The sequence below is a fragment of the Bradyrhizobium sp. 134 genome (assembly GCF_023074155.1).
Lineage (GTDB): Bacteria > Pseudomonadota > Alphaproteobacteria > Rhizobiales > Xanthobacteraceae > Bradyrhizobium.
In genome coordinates this window covers 76,232-91,165 of the sequence record NZ_JADPKX010000006.1, presented here as the reverse complement: position 1 = coordinate 91,165, position 14,934 = coordinate 76,232, and the positions used below count along the sequence as shown (strand labels likewise).

Sequence of the window (14,934 nt, the reverse complement as noted above, 5' to 3'; positions counted from 1 at the left end):
GCTCCCACATCGTGTTCGCGAACCTAGGCGCGGACGACGATGTACGACGCGGCCCTCGCTAGCTCCCCTGGCGAGGGCCGCATGTATTTTGGCGATGGTGCCGCTGCGTACAGCCGGCCAGATGCGCGATCGTAGCGGCACCGCTGCCCCAACCTCCGTCATTGCGAGCGCAGCGAAGCAATCCAGGCTGCCGCCGCGGAGGGACTCTGGATTGCTTCGCTTCGCTCGCAAGGACGCGGAGAGATCACGTAAACTCCGCCTCCACCGTCCCCAGTCCGTCCAGTTCCATCCGCACCTTGTCGCCGGCTTTCAGCCACAGCGTCTTCACCAGGCTCCCTGTGAGAACGAGTTGGCCCGCGTGCAGACCCTTGCCCTCGGCGGCGAGATGGTTGGCGAGCCAGGCGAGTGCGTTGTGCGGATGGCCGAGCACGTCGGCGCCGGTGCCGTGGCTCACCTCTTCGCCGTTGACGATGGCGCGGCCTTTGACCGCCTTCAGGTCCGGCACCGACGAGCGCGGCACGACCTCGCCCAGCACGCAGCCGGCGGCGAAGAAATCGTCGGCGATCAGCGTCGGCGCGCCCATTGTTTCCCACTTCACATAGCGGTCGTCGACGATCTCGATCGCGGGATGATAGGCCTCGACGGCTTCGCCGACCCATTCGGCCGTGAATGGCGCCTCGCCGGCGGCGAGATTGCGCTTCAGCCGCACCGCGATCTCGCATTCAACGCCGACGCGGACAAAATCGGCAGCCGCGAGCCGCACGCCGCTGTCGTGCACGCCCTTCTGGAACACGCCGCCGCCGCAGGGGTGTGGAATGCCGATGTAATCCTGCATCACCTGGCTGGTGCAGCCGATCTTGTAGCCGACGAGCGGGCCGGCATGCGGCAGCAGCAGATCGTGCAGCGCGCGCTGGACCTGATAGCCCTCGGCTTCATCGGCGGGAGGAACTTCGAGCGCCGCGAGCGGCGCATGGTTGCGGCGCGCCAGCGCGATCGCCTTTGCGGCTGCGAGAATTCTGTCCATCGGCGCCCGCTCCTACACACCACAATCGAGGGCGGCACTTCAGCATCCCCGCCGGGGCGTGACAAGCGCAGGGGGCCGCGCGGCAGCACGTCATTGCCGGCCCAAGCTGGATGAGATGCGGACGCTGGCCGGCCACATCACGGCAAGCCTCACGGGCGGCGCCGGCGTTTAAGGAAATATTGAGCTGGTCCGGGCTTTATGAGGATGCGCACCCTGCAGCGTCGCACCAGGCCTGATTGCAGCAACGCGTGAAGCTGCTGGATCAGTGCCTCAGCATTCGAGTCGATGTCCTTGATGCGACTCGCAAAACCTCCCGCACCTGAAGTGAAGGCTGTTTCTCATCCGAACTCACGTGAGCTCGGAGGAGTTGAGTCTAGCCCATTGATCGCGATTCACTTTCCGTGATTGCGCTCGCGCGTCGAACGCGCGGTTGCAAGCGACAGGCAAAATGCTGATCACGGCGCGAAAAGGCGCACCTTGCGTTCAAAAAACAAAGAGCCGCATCGCTGCGGCTCGGACTCTATTCGTCGCGATAGACCTTCTCGCGTTTCTCGTGGCGCTCCTGCGCCTCCACCGAGAGCGTCGCGATGGGACGGGCCTCGAGCCGCTTCAACGAGATCGGCTCGCCGGTGTCCTCGCAATAGCCGTAGGTGTTGTCCTCGATACGCTGGAGCGCGGCGTCGATCTTGGCGATCAACTTGCGCTGGCGGTCGCGGGCACGGAGTTCGATGGCGCGGTCGGTTTCGGACGATGCCCGATCGGCGAGATCGGGGTGGTTCACGTTCTCCTCCTGCAGGGCTTGCAGGGTGAGCTTGGACTCTTTGAGGATCTCATCCTTCCAGGCGAGGAGCTTCAAGCGGAAGTACTCCTTCTGCCTGTCGTTCATGAAAGGCTCTTTTTCGGTCGGTCGGTAGTTTTTCAACTTTTCCAAGGGCGGCCTATCTGTCTAAGCAACGACTCGTACGCGGAACGGGGTCCGCTGAGCGGGGCGTTATATAGCGGCCTCCTGTGACAGACAATGTTTCCCTGATAGCCCGACCGGCGCCCCCAAGCCCTTGCACAGGAAAGGTTTATCCTGAAGGGCCCGGGAGCGGCCGTAGGCCTAGTAGCCGACCGTGAACCGTTGCCTCTCATGGGCCGGCCGCTCGATCTCGTCGGCGAGCGCGATGGCGTAATCCGCGAAGGTGATCCAGCTTTTGCCGTTCGCATCTGCGAGAAGCTGATCGGTGCCAAGCCGGAACTTGCCGGTGCGCTCCCCCTCGATGAACAGGGCCGACGGCGAGATAAAAGTCCAGTTCAGCGCCTTTTCCTGCCGCAGCAGGTCGAGAAAGGCCGAACCCGCCTCCGCCTCAGCCTTGTACTGAGCCGGAAAACCGGGAGTTGTCACCAATTTGACGCCCGGAGCGACCTCTAGGCTACCGGCTCCGCCGACGACGAGGTAACGACCAACCTTCGAGTCCTTGGCCGCGCCGATCAGCTTGAGCGCGTCGCTGGCCAGGAAGTGTACGGAACTCACGGCGGCGTCGTGCCCGGCCCACAACTTGGCAAGGTCTGACTGGTCGAGCACGTCCCCCTTGGTGGGCGTGACGTTCGGCAGGGTCGCGATCTTCTCGGGGTTGCGGGCGATGGCCGTAACCGTGTGGCCGCGGCGGGACAGTTCTTTCGTGATCTCCGACCCGGCCCGGCCCGAGGCGCCGGCAACTGCGATTTTCATGGAAGGCTCCTTTGCTTCTGTAGTAACCAATGGTGACTAGATATCGCAAAGAGCGCTGGTGTTAAGAGAGCACTTTGTGCTTACCTGATTACGCAGGAGTAACCGGCGGCGGCCGGCAATGAGCGGAATGGATCGTGAGGACCCGACGATGAAGCCAGACGTCTATGCAGCGAACTGCCCCACGCGACAGATCCTCGACCGCGTCGGTGACAAATGGGCGGTGCTGATCCTGCTGCTGCTGCGCGAGGAGCCGATGCGCTTCAATCAGTTGCGCCGCACGATCGAAGGCATTTCGCAGAAGATGCTGAGCCAGGTTCTCAAGTCGCTCGAGCGCGACGGATTGATCAAGCGTCACGCCATCGCAACCGTGCCGGTGACCGTGGAATACTCGATCACGCAGCTCGGCGTGACGCTCGCCGCAGCCGTCGATCCGCTGCGCGATTGGGCCGAACAGAATCTGAAAGACGTGCTCGCCGCCCAGCGCCGCTACGACGCGCACCTGAAGGATGAAGCGGCGTAGGACGCTATGCCTGCCCGGCCTTGGCGAGCTCGACCTCGACTCGCAGCTCGATCTCCGACAGCACCGAATCCAGGCCGGAGTCGCCGGAGGACGATTTCAGGTTCGCCGCAGCGTCACGCAGCCGCATCACGGTCGAGGCGTCGAGCTTGCCGGAGAGAAGTCCCATCTTGAGATCGTCGAGCACGTCGAGCGCGGTCTTTCCGCGCACGACCGAGCGCTTGCGACGCTCGATCGGATCCTCTTCGATGCCTTGCAGCGCCAGCAGCCCGTCGATGTTGGCGGCCGCCTTCGGTGCGGCGGCGCCTCGCGTCTCCGGCGCCGACGAGGTGTCGGGTAGCACGAAGCCGCCGGAGCTCGTCCGCCTGGCCTGGCTGGCCGGCGTTCCAAGCATGGTGCCGTTCGGTCCGTAGATGCGCATCGGAAGCAATCCGGGTGATCGATGCGCCACATTCGCCGTTTTATGGTTAACGGCCCGTAAACAGCCCGGCAAAATCTGCCGACGGGCGGCAGTTTCGCTCCTCAGGGACAACACCGGCTGAGGTCGCTCGAAACAGATTTATTCAACCTATTCAGCGACCTACCCCCGCTGCCCCGAGTTGGCACAGCGCTCGCAAGGACAGCGTCGGACCAGCTCGTCATGGGAGTGTCGTGATGGTCCTTTGATTTGAGGAGGCTCGGGGAGCAGAGGATGCCAAGCGTTCGTTGGGTGAGACTTGTGGGGGTGGCCTGCGCCGCGCTGTCAGCGCTGGTGCTCTCGGTCAATTCTGCAAGCGCGACATCGCGCATCAAGGATCTCGCCAACATCGAAGGCGTGCGGCAGAACCAGCTCATCGGCTACGGACTCGTCGTCGGCCTCAACGGCACCGGCGACACCCTCAACAACATCCCCTTCACCAAGCAGTCTCTGCAAGCGATGCTCGAGCGCATGGGCGTCAACATCCGGGGCGCCACCATCCGTACCGGCAACGTCGCCGCCGTGATGGTGACAGGCAATCTGCCGGCCTTCGCCACCCAGGGCACGCGCATGGACGTCACCGTCTCCGCGCTCGGCGACGCCAAGAATCTCCAGGGCGGCACCCTGCTCGTCACCCCACTCCTCGGCGCCGACGGCAACGTCTATTCGGTCGCACAGGGCTCACTCGCGATCTCCGGCTTCCAGGCCGAGGGCGAGGCGGCGAAAATCGTGCGTGGCGTGCCGACGGTCGGACGCATTGTCAACGGTGCCATCATCGAGCGCGAGATCGAGTTCGCGCTCAATCGCCTGCCGAACGTTCGGCTTGCGCTGCGCAATGCCGACTTCACCACGGCCAAGCGGATAGCCGCCGCGATCAACGACTATCTCGGCGTCAAGACCGCCGAGCCGATCGACCCATCGACCGTGCAGCTTGCGATCCCGCCGGAGTTCAAGGGCAACGTCGTCGCGTTTCTCACCGAGATCGAGCAGCTCCAGGTCGATCCGGATCTCGCCGCCAAGATCATCATCGACGAACGCAGCGGCATCATCGTGATGGGCCGCGACGTCCGCGTCGCCACCGTTGCGGTCGCACAGGGCAACCTCACCGTCACGATCTCCGAGAGCCCGCAGGTCAGCCAGCCCAACCCGCTGTCGCGGGGGCGGACCGTGGTCGCACCACGCAGCAGCGTCAGCGTCACCGAGGACGGCAAAAAGTTCGCCGTGGTCAAGGACGGCGTCTCGCTTCAGCAGCTCGTCGACGGCCTCAACGGTCTCGGCATCGGCCCGCGCGATCTCATCAGCATCCTGCAGGCGATCAAGGCCGCCGGTGCGATCGAAGCCGACATCGAGGTGATGTGATGCAGACCGGCATGGTCAACACCGCACGGGTCGCCAGCTCCGCCTTCTCGGTGGAGAGCCGCAATGGCCGCCCGGACTTCGATCTCGCCGCGGCACTGCAAAAGGTCTCGCCGAAGCAGCAGGCCAAGGCGCAGAAGATCGCCACCGACTTCGAGGCGATGTTCCTCAACAGCATGTTCTCGCAGATGACCTCGGGTTTGAAGGGCGAAGGCCCGTTCGGCGACACCCCTGGCACCGGCGTATGGCGCTCGATGCTGACCGAACAATATTCCAAGAATTTCGCCAACGCCGGCGGCGTCGGCATCGCCACCGACGTCTATCGCACCCTGATCATGCAGCAGGCAAAAACGATCCGCACGGCATAAGGTCAAACGAGATGAACCACTTCAACGCCTCGCGTCAGCCGGTGCAAGCGCAGCGCCCGAACACCGCACCCGGTAGCGCCGAGGCGCGCAAGATCGCCGAGCAGCTGATGGATGCGATGAGTGCGCTGCTCGGCCTGATCGAGCGCGAGACCGAACTGGTGCGTGCCGGCCAGGTCCGCGAAGCGATGACCCTCGAGAGCAAGAAGCAGGAGCTGTCGCGAAACTATATCGGCGCCGTCACCCAATTGAAGGCGAACCAGGCCCAGCTCGCCAAATCCGCGCCCGAGCTGCTCTCGACGCTGCATCGGCACCACGATGCATTCCGCGCGATGCTCCAGGTCAATCTCACCGTGCTCGCAACCGCTCACGCCGTTTCGGAGAGCGTCGTGCGCGGCGTCAACGCCGAGATCCAGAAGCGCAACGTGCCGAACACCTACACGGCCGCGGGACGCCGCGCCACGGCGGGCCCACGCCACATCACGCCGCTCGCGGTCAGCCGCTCGCTCTGAGCGCGCGCAACAACAAGCGACAATTTTACGAAAAACCGCGCGGCAACATCGTCGCGCGGTTAGGCACGTTTCCTTACCGGGTGTTCAATCCTGGTGTTCCATGGTTGCGTATTGAGAGGGGTTGGGATTTGACTCACGTGAGGCAACCAGGAGGCTGCCATGAGTACAGATTTCAGCATCAGGCCGGTGGGGATACCGGTCGCCGTGCAGATCGTAACGACGTCCAATGCGGCGGCGAACGAGGCCGTGCAAACCGATCTGCCCGTGAGCCAGACAGTGGCCGCTGGCGAGGCGAGCGCGCCTGCACGTAATGATTTGCGAAGCAGCGAGAACGTCTCACGCCAGGTCGTGTTCGACCAGGCGGCGGCGTCGTTCGTCTTCCAGGTCGTCAACGACAGGACCGACGCGGTGGTCAACCAGTTCCCCGACGAAGCAATGCTGCGCCGGCGGGCCTATTTCCATGCGCAGGATTTGAAATCCGAGCCCTCGCGTCCGGCCAGCACGGACCGCAGCGCCTGACCATCAGGCGTCGAGCCTCGCAACGGCAACATCGAGATCGCTCGAACCGGTCGCGGGACCGGTGACGACGTTCCTGATCTGCGTCTTGCCGGTATCCGTCAGCGTGGATTTGGTGTTGCCGAAGCGGAACGAGCCGTGCTCGATCACGGACGGCCGGAGAGACCAGCGGCGATATTGCGGTTGATCTCGATCAGCGGACGGAAGTGATCGAACTGCGGGCTCATCTGCAGCGCGGCGGTCTGGCTCAGCACGAACACGCTGATGTTGGCGATCTTCTGCCGGACGTCGATCGGCTGCGGATTGTTCTCGCGCATGGCCTCGCTCAGGAAAATCGTCCAGAGCTTGCGATTGAACATCAGGGCCTGCGTGGTCTGCTCGCTGAACGGCTCGGCGCTGTTGATCGCATCCTGAAGCTTGTTCGCGGCCTTGAGCAGGGTCTGCGCTTCGATGTCGCGAGGAGATGCGGTGGTCGTTGCAACACGCGCGTAGGCCGAGGCAGCGGAATTCGACATCAATCACACCCTGGAGGTTACCTAGCGCGTTGAACGCGCTTAAGGATTTCTTTCCTGACCCTAGGCAGCACCGCTTAAGATTTGCTTACATGTGTGCTTGGAAGCACTCCGGATTATTACGGGTCTCGGAGTTCTTCGTCATCGTGAAGCTAGACGCGCATGTGCACGCTGTAAACACGTCGCGCGTGGTGCGCGTCGATCTCAGCTAATCCTGCCTTAGCGATCTCAGTAAAATGAACGGCGGAGCGTTAGCCCCGCCGCGAAATCGATGAGCGACCTGCGCCGCGAAATTAGCGGAGCAGCTGCAGCACGCTCTGTTGCGACTGGTTGGCCAGCGACAGCGCGGACACCGCGATCGACTGGCGGGTCGACAGCGCCTGGCTGTTCGCCGCTTCCTCGTTGGTGTCGGCCAGCGTCAGGTTGGCCGAGCCGGTCTGCAGAACGTTGATCAGGTTCTTGGAGAAGTCCTGACGCACCTGCACGATCGACAGATTCGAACCGAGCGAAGAACCCTCGGAGCGCAACGTGCTCGAGGCGGCATTCAGGCTGGCCAGCACCTTGTTGGTGGCACCGTTGTCGATGAAGTCCGTGCCGGGAACGAGATTGCTGAGACCCAGGCCGGCCGCGTTGAACACCACGCCGTTGATGCCGAGCGTCGAGCTGCCGTTCTCGTTGAAGACCAGCTTCAGCGTGTCGCCGTTGAGCAGGTTGACGCCGTTGAAGGACGAGTCCTGCGAGGTCGTGTCGATCTGCGCCAGGATGTTGTTGAACTGACTGACCAGGCCGGAGCGCGCGGTCTGCGCGACGGGATCCTGAATCGGTGGCTGCGCGGTGGTAAAGGCCAGCACGCCGGTGAGCGTACCGCCGACCGTACCGCCGGCGGCAGTCGAGCCGAGGGTCGAGGATGCGTACTCGTTGACGGTGGTGACCGTCAGCACGCCGTTGGCGTCGATCGTCGCCGTCAGGTGGTTGGCCTGAAGCTGCACATTGAGTTGGTCGAGCGTCTTGACGGTGCCGTTGGTGCCGTCGCCGAAGGTGACGTTGACCGGCGTGCCGCCGTTGAAGGAGGTGAAGGTCAGCGTCTTGCCGGCGACGCCACCAACACCGGAGTTGCGCGCCGCGGCGAAAGCGGTCGCCGTTCCCGTATTGCCGCTGAGACCGAACGCGTTGAGCGCGTTGCCGGTGCCGGTGATCGACAGGTCGGCGTTGATGCCGGTAGAGAGCGCAAGCTGACCGCTGCTGTTGACCGATGAGGGGATCTGGCCCGCGGTGGTCGACAGCGTCGCCGCGCCGTTGAAGATGCTGGCGGTCTTGACGCCGGTGGCGAGGTCGATCGAGTTGAGCAGATCGGTGAGCGTCGCGCTCTGGAGGTAGACGGTCGAATTACCGTTGCCGTCGGTGACGATATTGTTGTTGACGCCGCCGGAGGTGACGCTCAACGCCGACTGGGGCGACTGGGCGTTTTTGAAAGTGATGGTGTGGCCGTCGATGTTCAGCGTCGAGCCGTCCTGAACGAGAGAGCCGAGCGAGCCCGCGGTGGTCGATCGGTCCGCAGTCACGCTCGCATTGCCTGCGCCGGTCGCCGCGGTCAGACCGAGCTTGTTGAGGAAGTCGGCCTTGCCCGTCAGGCTCAGATCGGCGCCGGTCGAACTCTTCAGCGTGACCTGGCCGCCCGTGACGGACGACGCCACCTGCAGCGTGCCGATCGGACCGCTCGAGCCGCTGATCGTAATGGTTGCCGCGCCTGCACTGATTGCCGCGGTCTTGACGCCGCTGGCGAGGTCGATCGCGCTGAGGACGTCGTTGACGGTCGCGCCGGGCGCAGCCGGCGTTCCCTCGTAGACGATCGAATTGCCGTTACCGTCGGTGGCGATGTGCCCACTGGGGTTGAGGCCCCAGCCGGTCGGCTGCGTCGTCGGCGCGATACCGGTGCGGAAGGTGATGGTCTTGCCGTTGACCGTGATGGTGTCGCCGTCCGCGGGCGGCGCGCCGAAGGTGGTGGATGTCGTGGTGCCGACCAGTGTGGTGGTACCGGATAGTGCAGTCGTGCCGTCGGCCGCGGTCGCGGCAAACCCGGCATTCGTGCCGGCGTTCGAGCCCAGCGAGGCGCCGAGCGCGGCGGTTCCCGTGACCGGGGTTACGCCACCGGCTGCGCCGGTATAGAGCACATTGCTCTTGGCGGTCGCGCTCGCGTAGGAGGTCGTACCGCGCAGGTCGGCGGGCGTCGCACCGGGAATCGTGGTGGAGACGTTGGACTTGGTCGAGTAGCCGACCGTGGTCTGGAGCGCCTGGTTGGCGATCGACTTGGCGCTGTCGATCAGCTTCTGCAGCGAGGTGATGCCGGTGTTGGCGGCCTGGAGCACCTGCACACCGTTGTTGATGCCATCCAGCAGGTTGCCGATGTCGCTCGCCCGGTTGTCCAACCCCTGGGCCGTGAAGAAGTTGGTGGGATTGTCGAGCGCCGTGTTGACCTTCTTACCGGTCGACAGCCGCTCCTGCGTCGTGGCCAGCAAGTCGGCCGTCGACTGCAGCGACAACAGGTTCTGGCGAACGGACGCCGAGAGAACGATGTTGGACATTGGCGAGTCTTCCTCTTGAACCAGGTACGAATCGGCCGCGCGGTTTTGGAAGCGGGCTTTTGTCCAGTCTTAGAGGCTGTCCTTTAAAGTATGGTTAACGCCGGTTTAAGGGATAGGGTTAATGGGCGGTGAACGTCCCTGCCCCCCTCCGGACGCAAAAAAGCGGCGGGGCAAATGACCCCGCCGCTCTTATTTTATTTAATGATACCAGCTACTTAGCGGAGCAACTGGAGCACACTCTGCTGCGAAGTGTTGGCCAGCGACAGCGCGGAGACCGCGATGGACTGGCGGGTCGACAGCGCCTGGCTGTTGGCCGCCTCGACGTTGGTATCGGACAGCGTGAGGTTCGAAGAACCGGTCTGCAGCACGTTGATCAGGTTCTTGTTGAAGTCCTGACGCACCTGCACCACCGAGAGGTTCGAACCGAGCGCTGAGGCTTCCGAGCGCAGCGTGCTCGACGCGGCGTTCAGGTTGGTCAGCACGCGGTTGGACGCGGCGTTGTCGATGAAGTCGACACCGACGGTCAGGGCAGCGAGGCCGAGACCCTTGGAGTTATAGGTCACGCCGGTGATGTTGAGGCTCGACTTGCCGGTCTCGTCGAACACCAGCTTGAGTTGATCGCCGTTCAGCAAATTGACGCCGTTGAACGAGGAGTCCTGCGAGGTCGTGTCGATCTGGTTCAGGATGTTGTTGTACTGAGACACCAGGTTCGCACGGGCCGTCTGTGCAACCGCATCCTGGACGGGGCTGGAAGCCGTCGAGAAGGTCAGCGCCGAAGTCAGCGTGCCGCCGATGCCACCGCCTGCGACGGTCGAACCGATCGTCGAGGACGCGTAGTCGTTGGACGCCGTGATGGTCAGCCGGCCGTTGGCGTCGATCGTGGCAGCCAGATTGTTGGCCAGAAGCGCCGTGTTGAGCTGATCGAGCGTCTTGACCGTGCCGTTGGTGCCGTCGCCGAAGGTGACATTGACCGCCGTGCCGCCGTTGAACGCGGAGAAGGTCAAGGACTTGCCGGCAATGCCGCCGACCCCGGAGGTGCGCGCCGCGGTAAATGCCGACGCACTGCCGGTGTTGCCGGCCAGCCCGAATACATTCAGTGCATTGCCGCTGCCCGTGATCGTCAGATCGGCATTGATGCCGGTCGAGAGCTTCAGCTGACCGGACGTATTGATCGTCGAGTTCGACTGGCCTGTGGCGGTCGCAAGCGTCGCGGTGCCGTTGGCGTTGATCGTCGCGGTCTGCACGCCGGTGGCAAGGTCGATCGCCTTGAGCACGTCGGCAACCGTGCCGGCCTGCAGATAGACGGTCGAGTTGCCGTTGCCGTCGGTGAGGATGTTACCGCTGGCACCGAAGCCGCTCGGAACGCTCGGAGCACCGGTCGAGCCCGGGATCGGCGCGTTCTTGAAGGTGATGGTATGACCATCGACGTTCAGCGACGAACCGTCCGTAAGGGTTGCACCCAGCGAGGCGGCGCTCGTTGTTCGGTTGACGGACAGGCTCGCATTGCCTGCACCGGAAGATGTCGTCAGGGCGAGAGCCTTGAGCAGGTCGGCCTTGCCGGTGACGCTCAGATCCGCACCTGTCGAACTCTTCAGCGTGACGGCACCGCCGGCAGCGCTTGAGGCGGTCTGGCCGACGCTGGTGGCGATCGTCGCTGCACCCGCGGTGATGGACACCGTCTTCACGCCGCTGGCCAGATCGATTGCAGCCAACAGATCGTTGACGTTCGCAGCCGGGGTGCCCGCGGTGCCGAGATAGACAGTGGTGTTGCCGCTGCCGTCGGTGACGAGATTGCCGCTGACGCCCGAGCCGGACGCAACCGCGGTCGAGGCCGGAGCGGAGCCCGAGCGGAAGGTGATGGTCTTGCCGTTCACGGTCAGCGTGTCGCCATCGGCCGGCTGGGCGTTGCCGGACAGACCGGTTGCGGTCGTGCCGTTGGTGGCGATCAGCGTGATGGCGCCGGTCAGGGCCGTGGTGCCGTCACCGGCTGTCGCGCCCGTGCTTGCAAAGGAGCCGATGGTGGCGCCGAGCGTCGTGGTGCCGCTCGCCGCCGTGGTGCCGCCGGCCGTGCCGTTATAGAGCACGTTGCTGCTCGCGGTCGCGCTGGCAAAGGAGGTCGTGCCGCGCAGGTCCGCCGCCGTCGCACCCGCGATCGTGGTGGAGACGTTGGACTTGGTGGAGTAGCCGACGGTGGTCTGCAGCGCCTGGTTGGCGATCGACTTCGCAGAGTCGATCAGCTTCTGCAACGAGGTCAGGCCGGTGTTGGCAGCCTGCAGCACCTGCACGCCGTTGGCGATGCCGTCGAGCAGATTGTTGATGTCGCTGGCGCGGTTGTCGAGCGACTGTGCCGTGAAGAAGTTGGTGGGATTGTCCAGGGCCGAGTTGACGCTCTTGCCGGTCGACAGACGGTTCTGTGTGGTGGCGAGAAGATCAGCGGTGGACTGGAGAGACAGCAGGTTCTGACGAACCGACGCAGAGAGAACAATACCGGACATGACTCTTACCCTTCTGGTTTACGCGTCTTCGTTCGATCGCTTCAGATCGAGTGACGGGGACAGCGTGCCCCGACATGGCTAACAAAGGGTGAAACGACGCGCGTCCGCATTAAGCGCGGGTTCACCATAAGCGCGCGGAAGGCGTGGTCCCGGCCGGCAATAAGGTTGAAATCATTGGCATTTATCCACGCTTACTCTCCATTAACCATAACCGCTGGTTACTTTTCAGAGCGTCGCAAGGCTACTCGAATGACAGCTGACGCGCAAAAAAAGCGGCGGGGCCGAAGCCCCGCCGCCAGATCTTGCTTGCGATGTCGTCCGCTAGTTAGCGGAGCAGCTGCAGCACGCTCTGCTGCGACTGGTTGGCCAGCGACAGCGCGGAGACCGCGATCGACTGGCGGGTCGACAGCGCCTGGCTGTTGGCCGCCTCGACGTTGGTGTCGGCCAGGGTCAGGTTGGACGAACCGGTCTGCAGCACGTTGATCAGGTTCTTGTTGAAGTCCTGACGCACCTGCACGATCGTGAGGTTCGAACCAAGGCTCGACGCTTCCGAACGCAGCGTGCTCGACGCCGAGTTCAGGTTGGTCAGCACCTTGTTGGTGGCAGCGTTGTCGATGAAGTCGACACCGCTGGTCAGCGAGGCGAGGCCGAGACCCTTGGAGTTGTAGGTCACGCCGGTGATGCTCAGGTTCGACTTGCCGGTCTCGTCAAACACCAGCTTGAGCTGGTCGCCGTTCAAGAGGTTGACGCCGTTGAACGAGGAGTCCTGCGAGGTCGAGTCGATCTGCGCAAGGATGTTGTTGTACTGGCCGACCAGGTTCGAACGCGAGGTCTGGGCAACCGTGTCCTGGACGGGGCTGGAAGCCGTCGAGAACGTCAGGGACGAGGTCAGCGTGCCGCCGATCGCACCACCCGCGGCGCTCGAACCGATGGTCGAGGACGCGTAGTCGTTGGTGGTCGAGACCGTCAGCAGGCCGTTGGCGTCGATCGTCGCCGTCAGGTTGTTGGCCTGAAGCTTCGTGTTGAGCTGATCGAGCGTCTTGACCGTGCCGTTGGTACCGTCGCCGAAGGTGACGTTGACCGCCGTGCCGCCGTTGAAGGAGGAGAAGGTCAAGGTCTTGCCGGTGAGGCCGCCGACGCCGGAGGTGCGCGCGGCGGTGAAGGCGCTCGAGGTCCCGGTGTTGCCGGCAAAGCCAAGCGCGTTCAGCGCGTTGCCGGTGCCGGTGATCGACAGGTCGGCATTGACGCCGGTCGAGATCTTGAGCTGACCCGAGGCATTGATCGACGAGTTGGTCTGGCCGGCCGCAGTCGCAACCGTCGCGGTGCCGTTGGCATTGACCGTCGCGGTCTGCACGCCACTGGCAAGGTCGATCGCCTTGAGCACGTCGTTGATCGTGCCGGCCTGCAGATAGACCGTCGAGTTGCCGGCGCCGTCGGTGAGGACGTTACCGCTCGTACCATAACCGCTCGGAACGCTCGGAGCACCGGTCGAGCCCGGGATCGGCGCGTTCTTGAAGGTAATGACGTGACCGTCGACATTCAGCGTCGAACCGTCGGCGATCGTCGCCCCCAGCGAGCCCGAGCTCGTGGTCCGGTTGACGTTGACGGTGGCGTTGCCGCCACCCACAGCCGTCGTCAGGCCGAGAGCCTTGAGCAGGTCAGCCTTGCCGGTGACGCTCAGATCCGCACCTGTCGAACTCTTCAGCGTGACGGCACCACCTGCGGCGGTCGAGACGGCAGCACCTGGCTGGCTGTTGCTCACCGCGATCGTCGCAGCACCCGCGGTGATGGATACGGTCTTGACGCCGCTTGCCAGATCGATCGCGGACAAGAGATCGTTGACGGTCGCGGTGGCGAGATAGACGGTGGTGTTGCCGCTGCCGTCGGTGACGAGGTTGCCGCTGACGCCCGAACCGCTCGGAACGGCGGTCGACGCCGGAGCCGCGCCGCTGCGGAACGTGATGGTCTTGCCGTTCACGGTCACCGTGTCGCCATCGGCAGGCTGGGCGTTGCCGGACAGGCCGGTCGCGGTCGTGCCGTTGGTGGCGATCAGGGTGATGGCGCCGGTCAGGGCCGTGGTGCCGTCACCGGCCGTCGCGCCCGTGCTTGCAAAGGAGCCGATGGTGGCGCCGAGCGTCGTGGTGCCGGTCGCCGCCGTGGTACCGCCGGCCGTGCCGTTATACACGACGTTGCTGCTCGCGGTCGCGCTGGCGAAGCTGGTCGTGCCGCGCAGGTCGGCCGATGTCGCACCGGCGATGGTGGTGGAGACGTTGGACTTGGTGGAGTAGCCGACGGTGGTCTGCAGCGCCTGGTTGGCGATCGACTTCGCAGAGTCGATCAGCTTCTGCAGCGAGGTGATGCCGGTGTTGGCGGCCTGCAGCACCTGCACGCCGTTGGCGATGCCGTCGAGCAGATTGTTGATGTCGCTGGCGCGGTTGTCGAGCGACTGTGCCGTGAAGAAGTTGGTGGGATTGTCCAGAGCCGAATTGACGCTCTTGCCGGTCGACAGACGGTTCTGCGTGGTGGCGAGAAGATCAGCGGTGGACTGGAGGGAGAGGAGGTTCTGACGAACCGAGGAGGAGAGAACGATACCGGACATTGGGTGTTACCTTTCTGGTAAACGACGCTTACTGTTACGCGTCTGCATGGATCGAGTGACCCAGCGACCGGCGGACCGTGGGGCGGAGTCCTCTAACGAAACATGAAATGAAATCGGCGCTTTTGCTGAGTCGGCGCGCGATTCGGCCCATTCGCACACTCGCGACGCCACGCAGCCGGGCGTTTTTGGCCTTGATATGATTGAGTTTTTCCGCGGCATCGGCCGGGATTTACAACTCGTTAACTAGTCTTGATGGAGTATTGCGCCCTGATCCGCCGCAACACA

Annotated in this window: 14 protein-coding genes; 5 read left to right on the top strand and 9 right to left on the bottom strand. The window is 63.9% G+C overall.

Annotated features, from left to right (window positions below):
• Positions 1 to 244 precede the first annotated feature (244 nt).
• The 3 genes from IVA75_RS01155 to IVA75_RS01145 all read right to left on the bottom strand — a co-directional run bounded on the left by IVA75_RS01155 (position 245) and on the right by IVA75_RS01145 (position 2,738).
• Positions 245 to 1,024, bottom strand: coding sequence for a fumarylacetoacetate hydrolase family protein (locus IVA75_RS01155; RefSeq protein WP_247287342.1), 780 nt, complete (start codon positions 1,022 to 1,024; stop codon positions 245 to 247).
• A gap of 520 nt (positions 1,025 to 1,544) precedes the next feature.
• Entirely contained in the window at positions 1,545 to 1,910 is a 366-nt protein-coding gene (dksA, locus tag IVA75_RS01150) for an RNA polymerase-binding protein DksA (protein WP_008554760.1), read from the bottom strand.
• A gap of 216 nt (positions 1,911 to 2,126) precedes the next feature.
• The gene (locus IVA75_RS01145) at positions 2,127 to 2,738 is read right to left on the bottom strand and encodes an NAD(P)-dependent oxidoreductase (protein WP_247287343.1); all 612 of its coding nucleotides are present in this window, start codon (positions 2,736 to 2,738) and stop codon (positions 2,127 to 2,129) included.
• Between the two features lie 148 nt (positions 2,739 to 2,886).
• On the opposite strand from IVA75_RS01145, the gene IVA75_RS01140 reads away from it, so the two are divergent.
• A complete protein-coding gene (locus tag IVA75_RS01140) occupies positions 2,887 to 3,258 on the top strand; it encodes a helix-turn-helix domain-containing protein (RefSeq protein ID WP_247287345.1) in 372 nt (123 codons plus the stop codon).
• A 4-nt stretch (positions 3,259 to 3,262) separates the two neighbouring features.
• Here IVA75_RS01140 and IVA75_RS01135 read toward each other — a convergent pair whose 3' ends face one another.
• On the bottom strand, positions 3,263 to 3,676 hold the full coding sequence (locus tag IVA75_RS01135) for a flagellar assembly protein FliX (protein WP_247287347.1): 414 nt from the start codon (positions 3,674 to 3,676) through the stop codon (positions 3,263 to 3,265).
• Between the two features lie 270 nt (positions 3,677 to 3,946).
• Between IVA75_RS01135 and IVA75_RS01130 the strand changes: the two genes are divergently transcribed.
• The 4 genes from IVA75_RS01130 to IVA75_RS01115 all read left to right on the top strand — a co-directional run bounded on the left by IVA75_RS01130 (position 3,947) and on the right by IVA75_RS01115 (position 6,464).
• Positions 3,947 to 5,071: a flagellar basal body P-ring protein FlgI gene (locus tag IVA75_RS01130; protein ID WP_007602120.1), complete on the top strand. Its 1,125-nt coding sequence runs from the start codon at positions 3,947 to 3,949 to the stop codon at positions 5,069 to 5,071.
• A complete protein-coding gene (gene flgJ / locus IVA75_RS01125) occupies positions 5,071 to 5,436 on the top strand; it encodes a flagellar assembly peptidoglycan hydrolase FlgJ (RefSeq protein ID WP_063995718.1) in 366 nt (121 codons plus the stop codon). The genes IVA75_RS01130 and flgJ overlap by 1 nt, the downstream gene beginning before the upstream one ends.
• 11 nt (positions 5,437 to 5,447) lie before the next feature.
• Positions 5,448 to 5,945, top strand: coding sequence for a hypothetical protein (locus IVA75_RS01120; protein ID WP_247287349.1), 498 nt, complete (start codon positions 5,448 to 5,450; stop codon positions 5,943 to 5,945).
• Between the two features lie 159 nt (positions 5,946 to 6,104).
• Positions 6,105 to 6,464 (top strand): hypothetical protein, encoded by a 360-nt coding sequence (locus IVA75_RS01115; protein ID WP_027567591.1) that lies wholly within the window; start codon positions 6,105 to 6,107, stop codon positions 6,462 to 6,464.
• A gap of 3 nt (positions 6,465 to 6,467) precedes the next feature.
• On the opposite strand, the gene IVA75_RS01110 is transcribed toward IVA75_RS01115, so the two are convergent.
• From IVA75_RS01110 to IVA75_RS01090, 5 genes are all read right to left on the bottom strand, one after another.
• On the bottom strand, positions 6,468 to 6,611 hold the full coding sequence (locus IVA75_RS01110) for a hypothetical protein (RefSeq protein WP_155809706.1): 144 nt from the start codon (positions 6,609 to 6,611) through the stop codon (positions 6,468 to 6,470).
• Positions 6,608 to 6,976: a flagellar biosynthesis regulator FlaF gene (gene flaF / locus IVA75_RS01105; protein WP_007612319.1), complete on the bottom strand. Its 369-nt coding sequence runs from the start codon at positions 6,974 to 6,976 to the stop codon at positions 6,608 to 6,610. The genes IVA75_RS01110 and flaF overlap by 4 nt, the downstream gene beginning before the upstream one ends.
• Positions 6,977 to 7,266: 290 nt before the next feature.
• A complete protein-coding gene (locus IVA75_RS01100; RefSeq protein WP_247287351.1) occupies positions 7,267 to 9,555 on the bottom strand; it encodes a DUF1522 domain-containing protein in 2,289 nt (762 codons plus the stop codon).
• A gap of 215 nt (positions 9,556 to 9,770) precedes the next feature.
• The gene (locus tag IVA75_RS01095; protein ID WP_247287353.1) at positions 9,771 to 12,050 is read right to left on the bottom strand and encodes a DUF1522 domain-containing protein; all 2,280 of its coding nucleotides are present in this window, start codon (positions 12,048 to 12,050) and stop codon (positions 9,771 to 9,773) included.
• Between the two features lie 325 nt (positions 12,051 to 12,375).
• Complete coding sequence (locus IVA75_RS01090) at positions 12,376 to 14,649, bottom strand: DUF1522 domain-containing protein (RefSeq protein ID WP_247358398.1); 2,274 nt, start codon at positions 14,647 to 14,649, stop codon at positions 12,376 to 12,378.
• Between the last annotated feature and the right edge of the window lie 285 nt (positions 14,650 to 14,934).

Excerpts from the sequence above, each read along its gene's own strand:
- IVA75_RS01115 (WP_027567591.1), top strand. The coding sequence starts at position 6,105 with ATGAGTACAGATTTCAGCATCAGGCCGGTGGGGATACCGGTCGCCGTG.
- dksA (WP_008554760.1), bottom strand. The coding sequence starts at position 1,910 with ATGAACGACAGGCAGAAGGAGTACTTCCGCTTGAAGCTCCTCGCCTGG.
- IVA75_RS01145 (WP_247287343.1), bottom strand. The coding sequence starts at position 2,738 with ATGAAAATCGCAGTTGCCGGCGCCTCGGGCCGGGCCGGGTCGGAGATC.
- IVA75_RS01135 (WP_247287347.1), bottom strand. The coding sequence starts at position 3,676 with ATGCGCATCTACGGACCGAACGGCACCATGCTTGGAACGCCGGCCAGC.
- IVA75_RS01100 (WP_247287351.1), bottom strand. The coding sequence starts at position 9,555 with ATGTCCAACATCGTTCTCTCGGCGTCCGTTCGCCAGAACCTGTTGTCG.
- IVA75_RS01090 (WP_247358398.1), bottom strand. The coding sequence starts at position 14,649 with ATGTCCGGTATCGTTCTCTCCTCCTCGGTTCGTCAGAACCTCCTCTCC.
- IVA75_RS01140 (WP_247287345.1), top strand. The coding sequence starts at position 2,887 with ATGAAGCCAGACGTCTATGCAGCGAACTGCCCCACGCGACAGATCCTC.
- flgJ (WP_063995718.1), top strand. The coding sequence starts at position 5,071 with ATGCAGACCGGCATGGTCAACACCGCACGGGTCGCCAGCTCCGCCTTC.
- flaF (WP_007612319.1), bottom strand. The coding sequence starts at position 6,976 with ATGTCGAATTCCGCTGCCTCGGCCTACGCGCGTGTTGCAACGACCACC.
- IVA75_RS01095 (WP_247287353.1), bottom strand. The coding sequence starts at position 12,050 with ATGTCCGGTATTGTTCTCTCTGCGTCGGTTCGTCAGAACCTGCTGTCT.
- IVA75_RS01120 (WP_247287349.1), top strand. The coding sequence starts at position 5,448 with ATGAACCACTTCAACGCCTCGCGTCAGCCGGTGCAAGCGCAGCGCCCG.
- IVA75_RS01155 (WP_247287342.1), bottom strand. The coding sequence starts at position 1,024 with ATGGACAGAATTCTCGCAGCCGCAAAGGCGATCGCGCTGGCGCGCCGC.
- IVA75_RS01130 (WP_007602120.1), top strand. The coding sequence starts at position 3,947 with ATGCCAAGCGTTCGTTGGGTGAGACTTGTGGGGGTGGCCTGCGCCGCG.